General features: G+C 67.2%; 14 protein-coding genes, 3 rRNA genes and 1 riboswitch. Of the genes, 3 read left to right on the top strand and 14 right to left on the bottom strand.

Translation table 11 applies throughout. The features are described 5' to 3' along the window. Window positions 1-43: 43 nt before the first annotated feature. Entirely contained in the window at window positions 44-439 is a 396-nt protein-coding gene (locus tag AC6I72_RS26855; protein ID WP_498003700.1) for a TOBE domain-containing protein, read from the top strand. A 100-nt stretch (window positions 440-539) separates the two neighbouring features. On the opposite strand, the gene gcvP is transcribed toward AC6I72_RS26855, so the two are convergent. Then, window positions 540-3,425 carry an aminomethyl-transferring glycine dehydrogenase gene (gene gcvP / locus AC6I72_RS26850; RefSeq protein WP_498003699.1) on the bottom strand — a complete coding sequence of 962 codons (2,886 nt, stop codon included), beginning with the start codon at window positions 3,423-3,425 and terminating at the stop codon, window positions 540-542. 176 nt (window positions 3,426-3,601) lie between these two features. Continuing rightward, window positions 3,602-3,696: riboswitch (glycine riboswitch) on the bottom strand. Between the two features lie 113 nt (window positions 3,697-3,809). On the opposite strand from gcvP, the gene AC6I72_RS26845 reads away from it, so the two are divergent. Next, on the top strand, window positions 3,810-4,187 hold the full coding sequence (locus AC6I72_RS26845; protein ID WP_037856452.1) for a PRC-barrel domain-containing protein: 378 nt from the start codon (window positions 3,810-3,812) through the stop codon (window positions 4,185-4,187). 138 nt (window positions 4,188-4,325) lie between these two features. Here AC6I72_RS26845 and AC6I72_RS26840 read toward each other — a convergent pair whose 3' ends face one another. The 13 genes from AC6I72_RS26840 to AC6I72_RS26780 form a co-directional block, all read right to left on the bottom strand. Then, the gene (locus tag AC6I72_RS26840) at window positions 4,326-5,771 is read right to left on the bottom strand and encodes a DNA polymerase IV (RefSeq protein WP_498003698.1); all 1,446 of its coding nucleotides are present in this window, start codon (window positions 5,769-5,771) and stop codon (window positions 4,326-4,328) included. 264 nt (window positions 5,772-6,035) lie between these two features. Continuing rightward, a complete protein-coding gene (locus AC6I72_RS26835; RefSeq protein ID WP_078884033.1) occupies window positions 6,036-6,680 on the bottom strand; it encodes a MerR family transcriptional regulator in 645 nt (214 codons plus the stop codon). Window positions 6,681-6,877: 197 nt separating this feature from the next. Then, on the bottom strand, window positions 6,878-7,351 hold the full coding sequence (locus tag AC6I72_RS26830) for a bifunctional nuclease family protein (RefSeq protein ID WP_026253112.1): 474 nt from the start codon (window positions 7,349-7,351) through the stop codon (window positions 6,878-6,880). Window positions 7,352-7,554: 203 nt separating this feature from the next. Next, window positions 7,555-8,292 carry a transcriptional regulator FtsR gene (gene ftsR / locus AC6I72_RS26825; protein ID WP_498003697.1) on the bottom strand — a complete coding sequence of 246 codons (738 nt, stop codon included), beginning with the start codon at window positions 8,290-8,292 and terminating at the stop codon, window positions 7,555-7,557. Between the two features lie 39 nt (window positions 8,293-8,331). Further along, complete coding sequence (locus AC6I72_RS26820) at window positions 8,332-9,288, bottom strand: double zinc ribbon and FHA domain-containing protein (protein ID WP_366724235.1); 957 nt, start codon at window positions 9,286-9,288, stop codon at window positions 8,332-8,334. A 61-nt stretch (window positions 9,289-9,349) separates the two neighbouring features. Next, entirely contained in the window at window positions 9,350-10,186 is an 837-nt protein-coding gene (locus AC6I72_RS26815; RefSeq protein WP_498003696.1) for a DUF881 domain-containing protein, read from the bottom strand. Between the two features lie 5 nt (window positions 10,187-10,191). Further along, window positions 10,192-10,524, bottom strand: a complete 333-nt coding sequence (locus AC6I72_RS26810) for a small basic family protein (RefSeq protein WP_003988855.1) — start codon at window positions 10,522-10,524, stop codon at window positions 10,192-10,194. Then, complete coding sequence (locus AC6I72_RS26805; protein ID WP_498003694.1) at window positions 10,521-11,435, bottom strand: DUF881 domain-containing protein; 915 nt, start codon at window positions 11,433-11,435, stop codon at window positions 10,521-10,523. The genes AC6I72_RS26810 and AC6I72_RS26805 overlap by 4 nt, the downstream gene beginning before the upstream one ends. Window positions 11,436-11,672: 237 nt before the next feature. Then, window positions 11,673-14,168 carry a sugar phosphate nucleotidyltransferase gene (locus tag AC6I72_RS26800; protein ID WP_498003693.1) on the bottom strand — a complete coding sequence of 832 codons (2,496 nt, stop codon included), beginning with the start codon at window positions 14,166-14,168 and terminating at the stop codon, window positions 11,673-11,675. Between the two features lie 116 nt (window positions 14,169-14,284). Next, entirely contained in the window at window positions 14,285-14,893 is a 609-nt protein-coding gene (clsA, locus tag AC6I72_RS26795) for a cardiolipin synthase ClsA (protein WP_498003692.1), read from the bottom strand. A gap of 108 nt (window positions 14,894-15,001) precedes the next feature. Further along, window positions 15,002-15,118, bottom strand: a 5S ribosomal RNA gene (gene rrf / locus AC6I72_RS26790). Between the two features lie 88 nt (window positions 15,119-15,206). Then, window positions 15,207-18,325: ribosomal RNA gene (locus tag AC6I72_RS26785) — 23S ribosomal RNA — on the bottom strand. Between the two features lie 312 nt (window positions 18,326-18,637). Further along, window positions 18,638-20,162, bottom strand: a 16S ribosomal RNA gene (locus AC6I72_RS26780). Together the 16S, 23S and 5S rRNA genes form the textbook arrangement of a ribosomal RNA operon. A 566-nt stretch (window positions 20,163-20,728) precedes the next feature. On the opposite strand from AC6I72_RS26780, the gene AC6I72_RS26775 reads away from it, so the two are divergent. Continuing rightward, window positions 20,729-21,178 (top strand): PTS sugar transporter subunit IIA, encoded by a 450-nt coding sequence (locus AC6I72_RS26775; RefSeq protein WP_498003691.1) that lies wholly within the window; start codon window positions 20,729-20,731, stop codon window positions 21,176-21,178. Window positions 21,179-21,231 lie beyond the last annotated feature (53 nt).

The raw sequence follows: 21,231 nt of genomic DNA, 5'->3' as shown, positions 1-21,231 counted from the left end.
CCTGCGTCCGCCACGCTCCCCGGAGAGCCTTATCGTGACCGGCATGCAGTCCTACACCATCGGCCAGGCCGCCCGTCTCCTCGGCGTCAGTCCGGACACCGCACGCCGGTGGGCGGACGCGGGCCGGGTGGCCACCCACCGCGACGAGAACGGGCGGCGGCTCGTCGACGGACGGGACCTCGCCGCGTTCTCGGTGGAGCTGGCCGGAACCGGCGGCGGCGAGGAGGACCCCTCCTACACCTCGGTCCGCAACGCCTTCCCCGGCATCGTGACCGCCATCAAGCTCGGCGACGTCGCCGCCCAGGTCGAGATCCAGGCCGGCCCGCACCGGCTGGTCTCCCTGCTGACCCGGGAGGCCGTCGAGGAACTGGGCCTGGAGGTCGGCATGGAGGCCACCGCCCGTGTGAAGTCGACGAACGTCCACATCGACCGGGCCTGAGCCGCCCGCCCCCGCCCACGCGAGAGGGCTCCGCCCCGGCCCCCCTCACGGGAGTACCGGGGCGGAGCCCTGCGGTCGCGGTGCGGGCGTCCCGCGCCGCTCAGTCCTCGTAGGCGTCCAGCGGCGGGCAGGAGCAGACCAGGTTCCGGTCGCCGAAGGCCTGGTCGATGCGGCGCACCGGCGGCCAGTACTTGTCGACCGCCGAGACACCGGCCGGGAAGACGGCCTCCTCACGGCTGTACGCGTGCTCCCACTCCCCGCCGAGCGCGGCGGCGGTGTGCGGAGCGCCCCGCAGCGGGTTGTCCTCCGCGGGCCACACGCCCGAGCCGACCTTGTCGATCTCGGCGCGGATCGCGATCATCGTGTCGCAGAAACGGTCCAGCTCGGCCAGGTCCTCGGACTCGGTCGGCTCGATCATCAGCGTCCCGGCCACCGGGAACGACATCGTCGGCGCGTGGAAGCCGTAGTCGATGAGCCGCTTGGCCACGTCGTCCACGCTCACGCCGGTCGCCTTGGTCAGCGGACGCAGGTCGATGATGCACTCGTGCGCGACCAGGCCGCCGGGGCCGGTGTAGAGGACCGGGAAGTGCGGCTCCAGGCGCTTGGCGATGTAGTTGGCGGAGAGCACCGCCACCTGCGTGGCGCGCTTGAGGCCCTCGCCGCCCATGAGCCGGACGTACGCCCAGGAGATCGGCAGGATGCCGGCCGAACCCCACGGAGCGGCCGAGATCGGGCCGACGCCGGTCTCGGGACCGGCCTGCGGCTGCAGCGGGTGGTTGGGCAGGTACGGCGCGAGGTGCGAGCGCACACCGACCGGACCGACACCGGGACCGCCGCCGCCGTGCGGGATGCAGAACGTCTTGTGCAGGTTCAGGTGGGAGACGTCGCCGCCGAAGTGGCCCGGCTTGGCCAGACCCACCAGGGCGTTGAGGTTGGCGCCGTCGACGTACACCTGGCCGCCGGCCTCGTGGACCCGGGCGCAGATGTCGGCGACGTGCTCCTCGAACACGCCGTGCGTGGACGGGTAGGTGATCATCAGCACGGCGAGCTGGTCGCGGTGCTGCTCGATCTTCGCGCGCAGGTCCTCGATGTCGACCTCGCCGTCCTCGGCGGTCTTCACGACGACGACCTTCATCCCGGCCATCACCGCGCTGGCGGCGTTGGTGCCGTGCGCGGAGGAGGGGATGAGGCAGACGGTGCGCTGGTCGTCGCCGTTGGCCCGGTGGTAGCCGCGCACGGCGAGCAGACCGGCCAGCTCGCCCTGCGAACCGGCGTTCGGCTGGAGGGAGACCTTGTCGTAGCCGGTGACCTCGGCGAGACGCTCCTCCAGCTCGCGGATGAGCGTGAGGTAGCCCTGTGCCTGCTCGGCGGGCGCGAAGGGGTGCAGCTGCCCGAACTCGGGCCAGGTGACCGGCTCCATCTCGGTGGTCGCGTTGAGCTTCATGGTGCAGGAGCCCAGCGGGATCATGCCGCGGTCGAGCGCGTAGTCGCGGTCGGAGAGCTTGCGCAGGTAGCGCAGCATCGCCGTCTCGGAGCGGTACTGGTGGAAGACGGGGTGGGCGAGGTAGCCGTCGGTGCGCAGCAGGGCCTCGGGCAGCGGCTGACCGGCCGCGGAGTCCAGCGCGTCGATGTCGCCCGAGGTGCCGAAGGCGGACCACACGGCGTGCAGCTGGGCGCGCGTGGTGGTCTCGTCGCAGGCGATCGAGACGTGGTCGGCGTCGACGAGGCGCAGGTTCACCCCGCCCTCACGGGCGGCGGCGACGATCTCGGCGGCCCGGCCCTCGGCCTTGACGGTGAGCGTGTCGAAGTAGGAGCCGTGGACGAGCTGCGCGCCGTCGGCCTTCAGGCCCTCGGCGAGGACGGCGGCGTAGCGGTGGGTGCGCCGCGCGATGTCCTTCAGGCCCTCGGGGCCGTGGTAGACCGCGTACATGCCTGCCATGACGGCGAGCAGCACCTGGGCGGTGCAGATGTTGCTGGTGGCCTTCTCGCGGCGGATGTGCTGCTCGCGCGTCTGCAGGGCCAGCCGGTAGGCCTTATTGCCGGCGGCGTCGACGGAGACGCCGACCAGACGGCCGGGCAGGCTGCGCGCGAACTTCTCCTGGACCGCCATGTAGCCGGCGTGCGGCCCGCCGAAGCCCATCGGCACACCGAAACGCTGCGTGGTGCCGACGGCGATGTCCGCGCCCAGCTCGCCGGGGGACTTGAGCAGGGTGAGGGCGAGCAGGTCGGCGGCGACGGTGACCAGGGCACCGAGTGCGTGCGCCTGGTCGATCACGGGCTTGATGTCGCGCACGGCACCGGAGGCGCCGGGGTACTGCAGGAGTACGCCGTTGATCTCGCGCTCGGCGATGTCCGCCGGGATGCCGTCGCTGAGGTCGGCGACGACGACCTCGACGCCGGTCGGTTCGGCCCGGGTCCGGATGACGGCGATCGTCTGCGGCAGCGCGTCCGCGTCGACCAGGAACAGGCCCTTCTTGTTCTTGCCCATGCGCCGGGACAGCGCCAGTGCCTCGGCGGCGGCGGTGCCCTCGTCGAGCAGGGAGGCGCCGGAGGTGGGCAGCCCGGTGAGGTCGGCGACGACGGTCTGGAAGTTCAGCAGCGCTTCGAGCCGGCCCTGCGAGATCTCGGGCTGGTACGGCGTGTACGCCGTGTACCAGGCCGGGTTCTCCATGACGTTGCGCAGGATGACGGGCGGGGTGAACGTCCCGTAGTAGCCGAGTCCGATCATGGAGCCGAGGACCTGGTTGCGGTCGGCGAGGGAGCGCAGCTCGGCCAGCACCTCGGCCTCGGTGCGGGCGCCGGGCAGGTCGAGGGTGTCGGCGTTCTTGATGACGTCCGGCACGGCGGCGGCGGTGAGTTCGTCGAGCGAGCCGTAGCCGACCTGCGCGAGCATCTTGGCCCGCGCCTCCTGGTCGGGCCCGATGTGGCGCTGCTCGAAGGGGATGCCCTGTTCGAGCTCGGAGAGCGGGGTGCGCTGGGCGGTCATTGCGGAGGCCTCCTGGTCTGACGCGACCTTCGAGGGACACCACGGCGCGGGTGTCCCGACGGCCTCCCCCTCTGTCATCTCAACCTGAGAGCTTCACCGGGCCGCCCGTGGGCACCCGGTTTTCACCGTCGGTGAGAGCGGACGCCGTCGACACCCGCTCTGCTTTCCAGAGTGACCTCGTCCGTGCGGTACGTGGGCCTGAGAGATTCCGGGGAGGATTTGCTCCTTCGGCGCCTCCGATCGTGCTGGAGGACTCTCCCGCACGGGGTCAGCAGCCGCTGCCAGGGTACCAGCGGCCCGTGACCCGGAGCCTTCGAGTGGCCGCCCCGCCGAATGTGCTCTTTTGTAGTGCTTACGGATGAGGTGCGACCAAGTGGAGGGACCGTGCTGACCGAGATCGATCCGCGCAACCTGATCGGCCGCAAGGCGTTCGACCGCAACGGCAACAAGATCGGCACGGTGGACGAGGTCTACCTCGACGACGCCACCGGAGTGCCCGAGTGGGCCGCCATACGCACCGGACTGTTCTCCCGGGACGCCTTCGTGCCCCTGGAGCCCAGTGAGCTGGTCGAGGGCGCCCTCCACATCCCCTTCGACCGCTCCCTGATCAAGGAGGCACCCGACTTCGGCGTCGGCCGCCACCTCTCCCCCGAGCAGGAGATCCAGCTCTACCACCACTACGGCCTCGACCTCGCTCCGCCCGCCGCCCTCCCGGACCGCGACTTCGGCAAGCTGGCGGGATCGGGTTCGGAGGATTCCTGAAGGTTCCCCGGCCCCGGCCGGGCGCGGCACGGTCCACCCGCCGACTCACCCACACCGGCACCGCCGCCGCACCGGCCACCAGCCGGGGACACCTCCGCCCCGCACCCGCAAGTCGCACTCCCTCCCCCACCGCCTCCCTCAGTTCCGGCCGCCGGCCTCCCCGCCCCCGGCAGGCCCGGCCGCAGAACACGCGGCAGCCGAAGACGGCGCGGCCGAGGACTCCGCGGCCGGATCCGCCGGTCCTCGCCGCACCAGCGGCAACGGGTCCGCCGGTTGCAGCGCCGGGTCGTCGACACGGAAGGTCCGCACCCGCCCCGGCTCCGAGTCGGGCGTCTCGAACCGGACGGTGACCCGGCCGATGCCGCTGCCCTGCACCCAGCCGTGACCGTGTTCGACGTGCGTGACGTCGTGGCCCGCGGGCCAGTGGCGCTCGACGGGCGCGGTGTCCTGCGGGACCGCTGCGGGGGCGGCGGGCCCCGCCGGCTCCTCTGCGGGGCCCTCCGCCCCCGCCCCGGCGGCCTGCGCGAACAGGTCCTCCTGCGTGTAGTCGGCGAGCCCTGACACGCCCACGCCGAGCAGGCGCACCCCGCCGGTGGTGTCCACGGAGTCCAGCAGCCGGGCCGCCGCCTCCCGGACCACCGCCGGATCGTCGGTGGGCCCGCGCAGCGTCTCGGACCGGGTCAGGGTGGAGAAGTCGTAGCGCCGCACCTTGAGCACGATGGTGCGGCCGGAGAGCCCGGAGCCGCGCAGCCGCTGGACGCACCGGTCGGCGAGCCGCTGGACCTCCAGGCCGACCCGCAGCCGGTCGTGGATGTCGACGTCGTAGGTGTCCTCGACCGAGACCGACTTGGCCTCCCGCTCGGCGACGACGGGCCGCTCGTCGTGGGCCAGCGCCATGGCGTGCAGTGCCTGCCCGTGCGCCTTGCCCAGCAGCCGTACCAGTTCGGCCTCACCGGCCTCGGCGAGTTCGTCGACGGTGTGGATCCCCGCCCGCCGCAGATGGTCCCCCGTCGCGGGGCCCACCCCCGGCAGGGTCCGCACCGGCAGGGGACCGAGGAGGGCCCGCTCCGTGCCGGGCTCGATGAGCACGAGACCGTCGGGTTTGGCCTGCTCGGAGGCGATCTTGGCGAGCATCTTGGAGGCGGCCAGACCCACCGAGCCGGTCAGCCCCGTGACGGCACGGATGTCGGTCCGCAGCCTGGCTCCCGCCAGCCGGGCGGAGGCCTCGTCCCAGGCCGCTCCCCCGGCCTCCAGGTCCACGAACGCCTCGTCCAGGCTGAGCGGCTCCACGAGCGGCGACAGGTCCCGCAGCAGCTCCATCACCTGTTCGCTGATGGACCGGTAGAAGCCGAAGCGGGGCACCAGGTACGCGGCGTTCGGCGCCAGCCGGCGCGCCTGGGCCATCGGCATGGCGGAGTGGACGCCGAAGACCCGTGCCTCGTAGGACGCGGTGGCGACCACACCGCGCGGTCCGAGTCCTCCCACCACGACGGCCTTCCCCCGCAGGCTCGGCTTGGACGCCTGCTCCGCCTGGGCGAAGAAGGCATCCATGTCGAGATGCAGGATCGTGGGCGCGGTTCTCACACCTCCGATGCTGCACCACGCCACTGACAACGCCCCACCACGGGCCCGCGCCCTCCGCCCACACTGCGGTCACTCCGGGCGCAGGAGCGCCCGGTCTCCGCGTTTCCGTCCGTTGCCCCGTGAGCGTGGGCGGCACACGGGGCGCAGGCGCTCCGCGGCGGCGCCCTGAGCGGTCCACGGACCCGCGTCACGGGGCTGCCGAGCTGCCCGGCGTGACGACCCCGCCGGGCCCGGCCACCGGGCGCCCCTCGGCCCCCAGGCCGCTCAGACCGCCCGGTTGCGGCGCCGGGCCAGTTCGTCGCCGGGGTTGTGGCCGACCAGGGTCTCTCCCGTGTCGACCCGCTCCCCGTGCAGCTGCGACAGCGCGCTCTCCACGTCGCGCCAGACCACGCCGACCGCGATGCCGAAGATCCCCTGGCCGCCCTGGAGCAGGGCGTGCACCTCGTCGGGCGAGGCGCACTCGTAGACCGTCGCGCCGTCGCTCATCAGCGTCATGCGCTCCAGGTCGCTGAAGCCCTGCCGCCGCAGGTGCTGCACGGCGGTCCGGATGTTCTGCAACGACACACCGGTGTCCAGGAACCGCTTGACGATCTTCAGGACGACGACGTCACGGAAGCTGTACAGCCGCTGGGTGCCGGACCCGTGAGCGGGCCGCACGCTCGGTTCGACCAGGCCGGTGCGGGCCCAGTAGTCCAGTTGCCGGTAGGTGATGCCGGCCGCCGCACAGGCCGTGGGCCCCCGGTAGCCGATCTGCTCGGACGCCATGGACGCCGCCCCTCTGCTGCTGGGCACGGCCGCCGGCCGCTGCGGAGCCTGGTCGGCCGCGCTGCCGTGAAGCGGGTACGGACCGCTTCCCCCGACTTCGCGTCCGGGGGCACCCCCAGCCGTACCGTCGCCGCTGCTTCTCACGCCGACCTCCGTCCTTGACCTGCCTCCTCGACGGTAGGCAGTCACCAGGGGTGCGTCAACGATCGCCACACTCGGCACGCCGAGTGATAATCACCCTAAGAGTGGTTTCCCGTGCCCCACCGCGGGGAAAGGCTAGCCGAATGGTCTCGCGAAGGCCCTTGAGGACGTCTCGCCGGCCGATGGCACATGTGGGCGTTTCACTGGCTGCTGGTGCCGAAGTCCTCCGGCGAGATCTGGTCGAGGAACTCGCGGAACTTCTCCACCTCGTCCTCCTGCTCGTCCGGGATCGCGATGCCCGCGTCGTCGAGCACCGTGTCGCTGCCGTAGATCGGCGTACCGGTGCGCAGCGCGAGAGCTATGGCGTCGGACGGACGGGCGCTGACCTCCACTCCGCTGGCGAAGACCAGCTCGGCGTAGAAGACGCCCTCACGCAGGTCCGTGATGCGCACTTCCGTCAGCTCCTGGCCCACGGCCTCCAGCACGTCCTTGAACAGGTCGTGGGTCAGCGGCCGCGCGGGAGCCATGCCCTGCTGGGCAAAGGCGATCGCCGTGGCCTCCCCCGGGCCGATCCAGATGGGGAGGTAGCGGTCGCCTCCCACTTCACGCAGGAGCACGATCGGTTGGTTGGAGGGCATTTCGACCCGGACACCTACGACATCGAGCTCGTTCACACAGCAACCCTAGGCCGTGCCCGGGACGTTTGGGTAGTCGGGCCGGGAACGTGCGACCGATCCGGCCGCCGGACGGCGTCCCGGTTCCCTCCCCCGGGGCGGCCGTACCCGGCGTCTTCGAGCACCCGGCCGGGGCATCAGCGCACCCGCCCCGGACCTCGGCAGCACCGTCCGGGAACCCCGGCGCGACGGCACCCGGGCCGTCAGGGCAGCCGTACCCCGAGCGCCGTCTGCACCAGAGCGGCGTGCAGCCTGATCGTGAGCGCCGCCAGCTCCTTCGTACGGTCCTCCGCGTGCACCCTGGTCTGCGGATTGCGGTGACGCCTGAGCGGGGCCACCACCTGGTCGACCAGACCGGCTTCGCGGTCCGCGGCCGCCTTCATCACCCGCAGGTGACGCGGCTCGATGCCGAAACGTCCCAGCTCACGGATGAGCGAGGCGACGGTGACCGTCTCGGCGTCGTACGCCCCGTCCTCCAGTGGGGTGACGAGCCCGTAGGACTCCCACTCCTGGAGTTCTCCGTCCTCGATCTCCGCGGCCGCGAGCAGCCCGGCCCGCCCGATCCGGGCGGCCGTCGGCGCCTCGGCCTGCCTCGGCACCGTCTCGCCGCCGCGCTGCCGGCCGAGCACGGGCGGCTGGACCGCCTCACCCCGCTCGACGGCGTCCAGGTACTCGCGGATCACCTTCAGCGGCAGATAGTGGTCCCGCTGCATCCGCAGGACGCGGGCGAGGCGCTCGACGTCGTCCGCGCTGAACTTGCGGTATCCCGAAGCGGTGCGCCGCGGCTCGACCAGTCCCTCCGACTCCAGAAAACGGATCTTGGAGATGGTGACCTCGGGGAACTCGTCGCGCAGCGTGTTCAGCACCGCGCCGATGCTCATCAGCCCACTGTCCGCGGCGGCGGTACCGTGTCCGGCACCGCCGCTCGGTGATTGAAGCATGGACCTTCCCTGGGGTTCCCCGGACCGAGTCCGGGGAGGTCAGTAGCCCTGCCGGCTCGAATAGAAGACCAGCCGGTACTTGCCGATCTGCACCTCGTCGCCGTTGGCCAGCGCGACCTCGTCGATCCGCTCCCGGTTGACGTACGTACCGTTGAGGCTGCCGACGTCGGCGACCGTGAACGAGCCGTCCGGGCTGCGGCGGAACTCCACATGGCGCCGCGAGACCGTCACGTCGTCCAGGAAGATGTCACTCTGCGGATGACGGCCGGCCGTGGTCAGCTCCCCGTCCAGCAGGAATCGGCTGCCGGAGTTCGGGCCGCGGCGCACGACCAGCAGGGCCGAACCCAGCGGCAACGCGTCGACGGCCGCCTGCGCCTCGGGAGACAGCATCGGCGTCTGGCCGGTGGCCTCCGCGTCGTAGGCCTCCAGACCGGAGATCGAGATCGTGGACGTCGTCTCCGCCGCGCGCTCCGGCACCGCTCCGGGCCTCAGCGGCGCACCGCAGTTGGAACAGAAGCGGCTGCTGTCCGCATTGCGGTTACCGCACCTCGTACACACCAGGGCCGACATGGACGGATCCTCCTGCCGCGGCTGCCCCGCCGGGGAATGGGACGCGTACGGGTCAGGGGCGAACCCCCCGCCCATACCGGATGAGGCTGACGGTTGGCCGAAACCTATGCCGCCGGCCTGGGCAGGGTCAACCGACGGCGCGCCCTGACCGCCGGAGAAATCACCGCCCTGACCAGCGACCTGGTCCCTGAACAGCGGGCGCTGGCCCTCGGCTCCTGGCTGGGCGCGATGACGAGCGGTCGCGTTTTCGCCGCTCTCTCGCGCGCTCTTGCCGAACAACTTCGCAAACAACTTCACGGGCGATTCCCCTTGACCGAAACAGACCCGCCCGTGGGGCAGGACGAACCCTGACTGCGTACACCGGTCGACCCGGACATCCTCACAACGTCCGTATCCACCAGACAGTTTCCACCACGCACCACCCAATCGGTGCGCCGACCCCCCGCAACCTCATGCCCCTGCCGGACGGCCGCCATGCACCCCCGGTTCACTGGGAGGACGACCGAGCGTAGTCAGGCAGCTTCGCCGCTCGCAAGGCGTCCACGACGATCTTGTCCGAACGCTCGACGGACACGGTGGCCTGCTCCTTCTCCAGGGTCTGCACCACGCCTCCGGGGATGTTGAGCGCCGGCTCCAGATCCTGCGGCTTGCCGATGACCTTGAAACGGAACGGAGTGCTGATCTTGTTCCCGTCGACGTCCACGCTCTTGCCGGAGTCCGTCAGATAGGTGCTCGCGACCACACGCACGCCGTTGACCTCGATGGCCTCCGCACCGGCCGCGCGCAGCTCCTGTATCGCGTCGAGCAGCATGTCCGCCTGGACCGTCCCCTTCGTGTCCTCGATCGTCATCGTGATACCCGGCCCCTGCGCGGCCACCGTGCCCGCCAGGATGCCGAGTTGCCGTTCCTTCTCGACCGTCTGCCTACGGGCCTCCTCGGCCTGGTCGGAGCTGTTCTCCAGCTCCTGACGCTGCTTGTCGAGGCCCTGCTTCTCGTCCTCAAGACGCTGAGTACGGTCGTCCAGTTCATCGAGGATGCGAACAAGATCTTCTTGCCGGGCGCCGCGCAGCGCGTTGCCGCTGTCGCTGTTGGAGGCGACCTGGATCGCGAGCCCGAAGCCCAGGCCGAACAACAGCACCGCGACGACGAGTTGGGCGCGGGTGAAGCGCGGCGGCCACAGCCCCTTCACCAGCCGCTGCCGGCCGGTCGGCGCGGGCACCGGCGTCTCCTGGGGGCGGCCCCCACCGGCGGAGTGCTGCGCGGGCACCTCCGCGGGCAGTTCCTTGCGGAGCCTGTTCCCGGGCAGTTCGTCCTGGTCGGTCATGTCTCTCACGCCCGGAACACGTGCCGCCGGATCGCCGCGGCATTGGAGAAGATCCGGATGCCGAGGACGACCACCACCCCGGTGGACAGCTGGGCGCCCACACCCAACTTGTCGCCCAGGAACACGATCAGCGCGGCGACGACCACGTTCGACAGGAACGACACCACGAAGACCTTGTCGTCGAAGATGCCGTCCAGCATGGCCCGCAGTCCGCCGAAGACGGCGTCCAGGGCCGCCACCACGGCGATCGGCAGATACGGCTCGACGACCGCCGGAACCTCGGGCCGGACCAACAGGCCGGCCACGACTCCCACGACGAGGCCCAGTACGGCGATCACGATGTGCCCTTCTCAGATGTCTCGCTGGTCGGCTGTGCGGTCCGCACGATCACACTCGGTGCGGCGGGCAGCCGGACGTCGCTCTCCACGGAGATACCGGTCCGGATGCCGTAGTTGTCCTGCAGGGCGTTCAGATACAGCCCGTCGGGGCTGTTCTGGAACCGGGTGCTCAGCCGCTTCCCGTCCCCCACCGCAAGCACCGTGTACGGCGGCACCAGCGGTCTGTTGTCGACCAGTATGGCGTCACCCGCCGCCCTGATCGCGGACAGGGCCGTCAGCCGCTGCCCGTTGACCGACACGGCCTCGGCGCCCGACTGCCACAGTCCGTTGACGACTCGCTGCATGTCCCGGTCGCGGATTCGCCCGGTGTCGGAGAATCCCGATGTCTCGCGCGGGTTGCCGCTGCCGCCCGTGCCGGCTTCCTTCGCGTCGTTCACGACGAGTTTCACGCCGGGGCCGTGCACCTCCGTGGCACCGGCCAGGATCCCCGCCAGGTCGGCCTGCGCGTTGCCGCCGCTGCGGCTGAGTGCCTGGCGCTGCCGTGCGCCCACGTCGTCACGGAGCTTGTCCACGCCGCTCTCGAGCTTGTCCGCCGCCGCCGTCTCGCGGTCGATGCGGTCGATCAGCTCCTGGCGCTCCTTGGCCACGACGGGGGCCGCCACGCGCGCCTGGGCCGCTCCCACGGTCACCACGAGCGCCGCGAGGACCAGGCCGGCGGCCAGCCCGAGCCGCGCCCGCAGCGTCTTCGGCAGACCGCTCTCGCCTGCGGACTTCTTCCGTGCGGCGGCCTCGGCGTAACCGTCGTCGAGGCTGTGGTCCATGACGTTGGTGATCAACGACATGGAGGCGTCCGGACGGGAGGGCCGCGCGGGTGTGCTCCGAATGGGGGGTTGCTGCGGCATGCCGCACATCGTCGCACGCCGCGGGCACTACCTCCGAACGGGCCCACCGGCGTGCCGGACCGGCCCTCCCGGGGAGGCTTGTCCGGCGCCCGGGCGCGCCGACCGTTCTACGGGTCCGCCGCCGTCCTGCCGGCCGGACGCGGCCGGACCTACGACCCGATACGCCGGACCGGCCGGGACCGGACCGGTCCTGGCCGGTCCGGTCCCGGCCGGTGCCGGGTCCCGCCATCGGGGTACTGCCGGGTTCTACCGGCCTGCGCTGTCCACGACAGCCGCCCACTCGTCGAGCAGGGCCTGCGCGGAGGCGTCGTCGGGGCCCTCGGCCCACAGGTGGGTGACCGCCTCCGCGGGGTCGGGCAGCACCATCACCCAGCGGCCGTCGGTCTCGACGACCCGCACCCCGTCCGTCGTGTCCACGAACCGTTCACCGGCGGCCTCGACGACTCGGCGCATCACCAGGCCCTTGACGGCCCACGGCGTCGCCAGGTCCCGCTTGAGGACGTGGGCCCGCGGGATCCGGGCGTCGATCTGGCTGAGCGTGAGCTGCGTCCGCGCCACCAGCCCGATGAGCCGCACGAACGCCGCCGTGCCGTCGTAGACGCTGCTGAACTCCGGGACGATGAACCCGCCCTTGCCGTCACCGCCGAAGATCGTCCCTTCCTCGCCACCGACGCGCGTGAGGTCGTCGGGGGACGTGGTGGTCCACTCCACCTGGGTGCCGTGGTACGCGGCGACCTGCTCGGCGATACGCGTCGTGGTGACCGGCAGCGCCACCCGGCCGCTGCGCCGCTCCGCGGCGACCAGGTCGAGCATGACCAGCAGCGCCCGGTCGTCCTCGATGATGCGGCCCTTCTCGTCGACGAGCGACAGCCGCTCGCCCACCGGGTCGAAGCGCACGCCGAACGCCGCCCCGGAGGACGCGACGATCTCACCGAGCCGCACCAGGCCGGACCGGCGCATGTCCTCGGTCTCCGTCGGCCGGGACTCGTCGAGGCCGGGGTTGATCGTCAGCGAGTCGACGCCGAGCTTGCCGAGCAGACTGGGCAGCACCAGACCGGCGCTGCCGTTCGAGGCGTCCACGACCACCTTCAGGCCCGCCTCGGCGATCCCGGTCGTGTCGACGTTGCGCAGCAGCGAACCGGTGTACGAGTCGAAGACGCTGGACGGGAAGTACAGGTCGCCGATCTCCCCGGGGAACGCGCGCCGGTACTCCTGCCGCGCGAAGACCCGGTCCAGCTTGCGCTGACTGCCCTGCGACAGGTCCGCTCCCTGTCCGTCGAAGAACATGATGTCGACGGAGTCGGGCACCCCGGGCGTCGTACGGATCATGATGCCGCCGGCGCTGCCCCGCGCGGTCTGCTGCCGGGCGACGGGCAGCGGCACGTTCTCCAGGTCCCGTACGTCGATCGCGCTGGCCTGGAGCGCGGAGATGACGGCCCGCTTGAGCGCCCGCGCACCGCGGGAGTGGTCACGGGCGGTGGTGACCGTGGAGCCCTTCTTCAGCGTCGTCGCATACGCGCCCGCCAGCCGTACGGCGAGTTCCGGGGTGATCTCGACGTTCAGGATGCCGGAGACGCCTCTCGCCCCGAACAGGTGCGCCTGGCCCCGCGACTCCCAGATCACCGAGGTGTTGACGAAGGCACCCGCCTCGATGGTCTTGAACGGGTACACCCGCACATTGCCCTGAACGATCGATTCCTCACCGATCAGGCACTCGTCACCGATGACGGCGCCGTCCTCGATACGGGCCGCCCGCATGATGTCGGTGTTCTTGCCGACGACACAGCCGCGCAGGTTGCTGTGCTGCCCGATGTACACGTTGTCGTGCACGACGGCCTTGTGCAGGAAGGCTCCGCTCTTCACGACGACGTTCGAGCCGACGACGGTGTGCTCGCGGATCTCGGCGCCGGCTTCCACCTTGGCGTAGTCGCCGATGTACAGCGGCCCGCGCAGCACCGCGTCTGGGTGCACCTCGGCCCCCTCGGCGACCCAGACGCCCGGCGAGATCTCGAAGCCGTCGATGTCGACGTCGACTTTGCCTTCCAGGACGTCGGCCTGGGCCTTCACGTAGCTCTCGTGGGTGCCGACGTCCTCCCAGTAGCCCTCGGCGACATAGCCGTAGATCGGCTTGCCCTCCTTCATCAGCTGAGGGAAGACGTCGCCGGACCAGTCGACCGGAACGTCGGCCTCGACGTAGTCGAAGACCTCGGGCTCCATCACGTAAATGCCCGTGTTCACCGTGTCGGAGAAGACCTGGCCCCAGGTCGGCTTCTCGAGGAAGCGCTCGACCTTTCCTTCTTCGTCCACGATGGTGATGCCGAATTCCAGGGGGTTGGGCACGCGCGTGAGACACACGGTCACCATCGCGCCCTTCTCCTTGTGGAACCGGATCAGGTCGGTGAGGTCGAAGTCGGTCAGTGCATCGCCGGAGATGACCAGGAAGGCGTCGTCTTTCAACGCCTCCTCGGCGTTCTTGACGCTTCCGGCGGTACCGAGTGGCTTCTCCTCGTTGGCATAGGTGAGCTCCATGCCGAGCTCTTCACCGTCACCGAAATAGTTCTTGACCAGCGACGCCAAGAACTGGACTGTGACGACGGTCTCATTCAGCCCATGCTTTTTGAGCAGCCGCAGAACGTGCTCCATGATCGGCCGGTTGGCCACCGGCAGGAGCGGCTTGGGCATGCTCGAGGTCATAGGGCGAAGGCGCGTGCCTTCGCCTCCGGCCATCACGACGGCCTTCATGTCGGAAGCGTCCTCCTCCAAGAGACGACGAACTAGCCGACTTCACCCGTCCTGATTGTCCCGCACTTTTCCGAAGCGGGCCATCGGAGCCATCGCGGCTGCCTGAATGGGCGAGATCAGTCGGCCATGGCGTCCGCACGGACAAGACGGCGGACTTGCACCACGTAGAGGACTCCTGCCCACCAATAGAGCGTTGTACCCCATCCGGCGAACGCCCATCCGAAAATCGCAGCCAGTGACGAGATCCATCCGCTTCCGTCACTGAGCAGAAGCAGGGGGAAGGCGTACATCAAGTTGAACGTCGCGGCCTTCCCGAGGAAGTTCACCTGGGGCGGCGGGTAGCCGTGCCGGCGCAGGACGGAGACGGCCACCAGCAACATCAATTCGCGCGCCAGCAGGGCCGCGGTCAGCCAGGCCGGCAGAATCTCGCGCCAGGTGAGCCCGACCAGAGTGGAAAGCACATAGAGCCGGTCGGCAGCGGGGTCGAGAAGCCGGCCGAGGTTGCTGATCTGGTTCCAACGACGGGCGAGTTTGCCGTCGAGATAGTCGCTGACACCGCTCAGTGCAAGCACCAGCAGGGCCCAGCCATCGCTCTTGGGACCGCCGAACTCCGGCCTGAGGATCAACCACAGGAACAGCGGCACGCCGAGGAGGCGCGCCATGCTGAGGATGTTCGGGATGGTGAGGACCCGGTCCGTCTGGACACGGGTCTCCTGGACCTCCACCCGGGGGCCTCCTGGGAAAAAGTGCCTGCGTTACGATCTGACCTTACCTCAACGCAAAAAAGCTCTGGCTCCTGGGCTGTATGCCCAAGAGCCAGAGCTGTAAAGGTAGTTCGGCGGTGTCCTACTCTCCCACAGGGTCCCCCCTGCAGTACCATCGGCGCTGTAAGGCTTAGCTTCCGGGTTCGGAATGTAACCGGGCGTTTCCCTCACGCTATGACCACCGAAACACTATGAAACTGTCAACCGCACCACACCATAACCTGGCATGGGGTTGTTCGTGGTTTCAGAACCAACACAGTGGACGCGAGCAACTGAGGACAAGCCCTCGGCCTATTAGTACCGGTCACCTCCACACGTTACCGTGCTTCCAGATCCGGCCTATCAACCCAGTCGTCTACTGGGAGCCTTACCCCATCAAGTGGGTGGGAGTCCTCATCTCGAAGCAGGCTTCCCGCTTAGATGCTTTCAGCGGTTATCCCTCCCGAACGTAGCCAACCAGCCATGCCCTTGGCAGAACAACTGGCACACCAGAGGTTCGTCCGTCCCGGTCCTCTCGTACTAGGGACAGCCCTTCTCAAGACTCCTACGCGCACAGCGGATAGGGACCGAACTGTCTCACGACGTTCTAAACCCAGCTCGCGTACCGCTTTAATGGGCGAACAGCCCAACCCTTGGGACCGACTCCAGCCCCAGGATGCGACGAGCCGACATCGAGGTGCCAAACCATCCCGTCGATATGGACTCTTGGGGAAGATCAGCCTGTTATCCCCGGGGTACCTTTTATCCGTTGAGCGACGGCGCTTCCACAAGCCACCGCCGGATCACTAGTCCCGACTTTCGTCCCTGCTCGACCCGTCGGTCTCACAGTCAAGCTCCCTTGTGCACTTACACTCAACACCTGATTGCCAACCAGGCTGAGGGAACCTTTGGGCGCCTCCGTTACCCTTTAGGAGGCAACCGCCCCAGTTAAACTACCCATCAGACACTGTCCCTGATCCGGATCACGGACCCAGGTTAGACATCCAGCACGACCAGACTGGTATTTCAACGACGACTCCACACACACTGGCGTGCATGCTTCAAAGTCTCCCAGCTATCCTACACAAGCCGAACCGAACACCAATATCAAACTGTAGTAAAGGTCCCGGGGTCTTTCCGTCCTGCTGCGCGAAACGAGCATCTTTACTCGTAGTGCAATTTCACCGGGCCTATGGTTGAGACAGTCGAGAAGTCGTTACGCCATTCGTGCAGGTCGGAACTTACCCGACAAGGAATTTCGCTACCTTAGGATGGTTATAGTTACCACCGCCGTTTACTGGCGCTTAAGTTCTCAGCTTCGCCCCACCGAAATGGAGCTAACCGGTCCCCTTAACGTTCCAGCACCGGGCAGGCGTCAGTCCGTATACATCGCCTTACGGCTTCGCACGGACCTGTGTTTTTAGTAAACAGTCGCTTCTCGCTGGTCTCTGCGGCCACCCCCAGCTCACGGAGTAAATCCGATCACCGAGCGTGGCCCCCCTTCTCCCGAAGTTACGGGGGCATTTTGCCGAGTTCCTTAACCATAGTTCACCCGAACGCCTCGGTATTCTCTACCTGACCACCTGAGTCGGTTTAGGGTACGGGCCGCCATGAAACTCGCTAGAGGCTTTTCTCGACAGCATAGGATCATCCACTTCACCACAATCGGCTCGGCATCAGGTCTCAGCCGAATGCAAGGCGGATTTACCTACCTTGCGGCCTACACCCTTACCCCGGGACAACCACCGCCCGGGATGGACTACCTTCCTGCGTCACCCCATCACTCACCTACTAACCGCTTGGGCCGGCGGCTCCACCACTCCCCTCAACTCCGAAGAGATCAGGGCGGCTTCACGGCCTTAGCATCACGATGCTCGATGTTTGACGCTTCACAGCGGGTACCGGAATATCAACCGGTTATCCATCGACTACGCCTGTCGGCCTCGCCTTAGGTCCCGACTTACCCTGGGCAGATCAGCTTGACCCAGGAACCCTTAGTCAATCGGCGCACACGTTTCTCACGTGTGAATCGCTACTCATGCCTGCATTCTCACTCGTCAACCGTCCACAACTACCTTCCGGTGCTGCTTCACCCGGCAGACGACGCTCCCCTACCCATCCACACAGGCGTTGGCCCTATTGTGTGAATGACACGACTTCGGCGGTACGCTTGAGCCCCGCTACATTGTCGGCGCGGAATCACTAGACCAGTGAGCTATTACGCACTCTTTCAAGGGTGGCTGCTTCTAAGCCAACCTCCTGGTTGTCTCTGCGACTCCACATCCTTTCCCACTTAGCGTACGCTTAGGGGCCTTAGTCGATGCTCTGGGCTGTTTCCCTCTCGACCATGGAGCTTATCCCCCACAGTCTCACTGCCGCGCTCTCACTTACCGGCATTCGGAGTTTGGCTAAGGTCAGTAACCCGGTAGGGCCCATCGCCTATCCAGTGCTCTACCTCCGGCAAGAAACACACGACGCTGCACCTAAATGCATTTCGGGGAGAACCAGCTATCACGGAGTTTGATTGGCCTTTCACCCCTAACCACAGGTCATCCCCCAGGTTTTCAACCCTGGTGGGTTCGGTCCTCCACGAAGTCTTACCTCCGCTTCAACCTGCCCATGGCTAGATCACTCCGCTTCGGGTCTTGAGCGTGCTACTGAAACGCCCTGTTCGGACTCGCTTTCGCTACGGCTACCCCACCCGGGTTAACCTCGCAACACACCGCAAACTCGCAGGCTCATTCTTCAAAAGGCACGCAGTCACGAGAATGTGCAAGCACATTCCGACGCTCCCACGGCTTGTAGGCACACGGTTTCAGGTACTATTTCACTCCCCTCCCGGGGTACTTTTCACCATTCCCTCACGGTACTATCCGCTATCGGTCACCAGGGAATATTTAGGCTTAGCGGGTGGTCCCGCCAGATTCACACGGGATTTCTCGGGCCCCGTGCTACTTGGGTGTCTCTCAAACGAGCCGCTGACGTTTCGACTACGGGGGTCTTACCCTCTACGCCGGACCTTTCGCATGTCCTTCGCCTACATCAACGGTTTCTGACTCGTCCTGTCGCCGGCAGACGACAGAAGAGAGATCCCACAACCCCGTATACGCAACCCCTGCCGGGTCTCACACGCATACGGTTTGGCCTCATCCGGTTTCGCTCGCCACTACTCCCGGAATCACGGTTGTTTTCTCTTCCTGCGGGTACTGAGATGTTTCACTTCCCCGCGTTCCCTCCACACTGCCTATGTGTTCAGCAGCGGGTGACAGCCCATGACGACTGCCGGGTTTCCCCATTCGGAAACCCCCGGATCAAAGCCTGGTTGACGACTCCCCGGGGACTATCGTGGCCTCCCACGTCCTTCATCGGTTCCTGGTGCCAAGGCATCCACCGTGCGCCCTTAAAAACTTGGCCACAGATGCTCGCGTCCACTGTGCAGTTCTCAAACAACGACCAACCACCCATCACCCCGGGAACAACATCCCGAGTGCACTGGGGCCGGCATCCCGAAGGACGAGCAACGCTCGCACCCTCAGACACCCAACAGCGTGCCCGACACGACCAGCCGTCCAGATCAGCGTTCCACACTCCGAAGAGCAGTACTAGCGCCTGGCCCATCCTGGACCGTGCCGAGTAGTCAACGTTCCACCCATGAGCAACCAGCATCAGACATTCGCTGATGTACTGGCCCCTGGACCGCCGAAGCGGCCTAGAAGTGCTCCTTAGAAAGGAGGTGATCCAGCCGCACCTTCCGGTACGGCTACCTTGTTACGACTTCGTCCCAATCGCCAGTCCCACCTTCGACAGCTCCCTCCCACAAGGGGTTGGGCCACCGGCTTCGGGTGTTACCGACTTTCGTGACGTGACGGGCGGTGTGTACAAGGCCCGGGAACGTATTCACCGCAGCAATGCTGATCTGCGATTACTAGCGACTCCGACTTCATGGGGTCGAGTTGCAGACCCCAATCCGAACTGAGACCGGCTTTTTGAGATTCGCTCCACCTCACGGTATCGCAGCTCATTGTACCGGCCATTGTAGCACGTGTGCAGCCCAAGACATAAGGGGCATGATGACTTGACGTCGTCCCCACCTTCCTCCGAGTTGACCCCGGCGGTCTCCCGTGAGTCCCCAGCACCACAAGGGCCTGCTGGCAACACGGGACAAGGGTTGCGCTCGTTGCGGGACTTAACCCAACATCTCACGACACGAGCTGACGACAGCCATGCACCACCTGTACACCGACCACAAGGGGGACCCTGTCTCCAGGGTTTTCCGGTGTATGTCAAGCCTTGGTAAGGTTCTTCGCGTTGCGTCGAATTAAGCCACATGCTCCGCCGCTTGTGCGGGCCCCCGTCAATTCCTTTGAGTTTTAGCCTTGCGGCCGTACTCCCCAGGCGGGGCACTTAATGCGTTAGCTGCGGCACGGACGACGTGGAATGTCGCCCACACCTAGTGCCCACCGTTTACGGCGTGGACTACCAGGGTATCTAATCCTGTTCGCTCCCCACGCTTTCGCTCCTCAGCGTCAGTATCGGCCCAGAGATCCGCCTTCGCCACCGGTGTTCCTCCTGATATCTGCGCATTTCACCGCTACACCAGGAATTCCGATCTCCCCTACCGAACTCTAGCCTGCCCGTATCGACTGCAGACCCGGGGTTAAGCCCCGGGCTTTCACAACCGACGTGACAAGCCGCCTACGAGCTCTTTACGCCCAATAATTCCGGACAACGCTTGCGCCCTACGTATTACCGCGGCTGCTGGCACGTAGTTAGCCGGCGCTTCTTCTGCAGGTACCGTCACTTTCGCTTCTTCCCTGCTGAAAGAGGTTTACAACCCGAAGGCCGTCATCCCTCACGCGGCGTCGCTGCATCAGGCTTTCGCCCATTGTGCAATATTCCCCACTGCTGCCTCCCGTAGGAGTCTGGGCCGTGTCTCAGTCCCAGTGTGGCCGGTCGCCCTCTCAGGCCGGCTACCCGTCGTCGCCTTGGTGAGCCGTTACCTCACCAACAAGCTGATAGGCCGCGGGCTCATCCTGCACCGCCGGAGCTTTACAGCCTCCAAGATGCCTTGGAGACTCATATCCGGTATTAGACCCCGTTTCCAGGGCTTGTCCCAGAGTGCAGGGCAGATTGCCCACGTGTTACTCACCCGTTCGCCACTAATCCACCCCGAAGGGCTTCATCGTTCGACTTGCATGTGTTAAGCACGCCGCCAGCGTTCGTCCTGAGCCAGGATCAAACTCTCCGTGAATGTTTACCGGTAATCCGGTGCAACACCACGAGAGCGGAACCAGGAGAAGGAATGTTCTCCCGGTTCATAGCGTCCTCGCTGTGTTTTTTCAAAGGAACCTCGACCATCGGATGATTCCGACGGACGGGGTATCAACATATCTGGCGTTGACTTTTGGCACGCTGTTGAGTTCTCAAGGAACGGACGCTTCCTTTGTACTCACCCTCTCGGGCTTTCCTCCGGGCGCTTCCCTTCGGTGATCCAAACTCTATCAGGCTTTTCCGGCCCTCTTGACCACCGTCCCGCAGGCATGCGGAAGGCGATCCAGAGATAGGATCTGACAGGTTGGGTTCCGCTCGGGCCGAGGACGCTTGCTCGCGTCACTCACCCCCAAGCAGGAGTACGACTGTACAGGGGCCCGTGGAGCCGGTGCAAATCGATGGGATTGGTGGTCTAGACCACTATCGTGAGCTGTCGTAAGCTCTCGCCCGGATCCGGTACTTACCGTGACATACCCTGCTTCACAGTGCGCCGTCCGGGACAGACAGCGACGGCCCATACGAATCTCCACCCCTGGGAGGCTTCCCATGACCACCGTGACGTCCCCGCTCGCCGGACGCGCCATCGGACTGGCCGCTGTGCCCGACCCCGTCTTCTCCGGCGCCATGGTCGGCCCGGGCACGGCGATCGACCCCGTGCGTGAGCCCTCCGAGGCGGTCGCCCCCGTGGACGGTGTCATCGTCTCGCTGCATCCGCACGCCTTCGTCGTCGTCGACGAGCAGGGGCACGGTGTGCTCATCCACCTCGGCATCGACACCGTCCAGCTCAACGGCGAGGGCTTCGAGCTGCTCGTGAACAAGGGCGACACCGTGAAGCGCGGTCAGGCGGTGGTGCGCTGGAACCCCGCCGCCGTCGAGGCCGCCGGCAAGTCCCCCGTGTGTCCGGTCGTGGCCCTGGAGGCCACTGCCGAATCCCTCTCCGAGCTGCGTGACAGCGGCGACGTGCAGACCGGCGACAGTCTCTTCGCCTGGCAGTGACCGCCCCGCCGTCCCCGGGACGGCCCAAGAACAACCACCGCGGCGCGACCCGC

Source organism: Streptomyces sp. Xyl84, from assembly GCF_059731885.1.
The sequence above is the reverse complement of the archived record's forward strand: the minus strand, read 5'-3'. Positions and strand labels throughout refer to the sequence as shown.